Genomic DNA, 1208 nt, shown 5'->3' with positions numbered 1-1208 from the left:
GCCCCGCAGAGTGACCTGGTGCTGACCCTGTCCAACGGCGCCAGCATCACCATCAAGGCGGGCGAGCTGAGCGGCAGCGTGACGGTCGATGCCCCGAGTGACGACGTTTACAAAGATGGCAGCAGCCTGACGGTGAGCATCACCGGCAGCAGCGGTGGCAACTACGAGCAGCTGGACACCAGCAGCAAGGTGACCACCGAGGTGGCCGACACCGTGGACACCACCACGGTGACCCTGAGCTCGGCCACCAATGGCCAGACCGTGACCGAGGGCGGCAGCATTGTCTACACCGCCAGCGTCAGCAACCCGGTGACCGGCAGTCCGCTGACCGTAACCCTCTCCAACGGGGTGGTGATCACCATTCCGGTGGGCAGCAGCAGCGCCAACAGCGAGCCGGTGCCGGTGCGGGCCGACGATGCCTATCAGCAGGGTAACGAGACGCTGAGCGTCAGTATCAGCGGTATCAGCGGCGGCAATTACGAGAGCGTGACCACCGCCGGCAGCGTCAGCAACACCGTGGTGGACGACAGCGACGTGACCACCGTGACCCTGCGCGGGCCAGGCAGTGTGGTGGAGGGCGAGGCTACGGCGGCCTACACCGTGACCCTGAGCAATGCAGCACCGGTCGGTAGCATCGTGACCCTGAGCTACACCTACACTACTGCCAGTGGTGCTGACATCACCGAGACCACACAGGCGGTTATTGGTGCCGATGGCAAGACGGCAATGTTTAGCATTGCGACGTTGGTTGACTCTACTTATGAAGGAAACGAAATTTTTGAGGTCTCTGTCAGCGGCATTCAAGTGCCTGCAGGTACTTTAGGTTTTGAGAAACTGGATCTGTCAGACGCGAAAATCAAGACGATTATCACTGATGATGCAGACCGTCCAACCCTGGCCGTCAGCAACGCCGGCGACGTAAATGAAGGCAGCAATGCCGTGTTCAACGTCAGCCTGTCCAATGCCACCGAAGCACCGCTGGTCATCAACCTCGGCCTGGTGTACGGCACTGCCGAAGCTGCCGACCTTGGCACCATGACCGTCACTTATGTGGACGGCAATGGTCAGACCCAAACCTTGACTGTGGCCACCAATGGCGATGTGACTGTTCCGGCGGGCGTCACCAGCCTGACCGTGACCGTCGCCACGACCCAGGACAGCGTCTACGAAGGCCCTGAAACCTTCAGTCTGAAAGTGACCGAAGCTGG

At 60.9% G+C, this 1208-nt stretch carries 1 protein-coding gene; it reads left to right on the top strand.

Annotated features, from left to right (window positions below):
• Nucleotides 1-1208, top strand: a 1208-nt coding sequence (locus AB5Y90_RS08800; protein WP_368166817.1) for an immunoglobulin-like domain-containing protein, incomplete at both ends; no start/stop codon positions are given.

It is taken from the genome of Aeromonas sp. R4-1 (genome assembly GCF_040908325.1).
Taxonomy (GTDB): Bacteria; Pseudomonadota; Gammaproteobacteria; order Enterobacterales; family Aeromonadaceae; genus Aeromonas; species Aeromonas veronii.
Note: the sequence above shows the minus strand (reverse complement) of the source record. Positions and strands in the feature narration are given on the sequence as shown.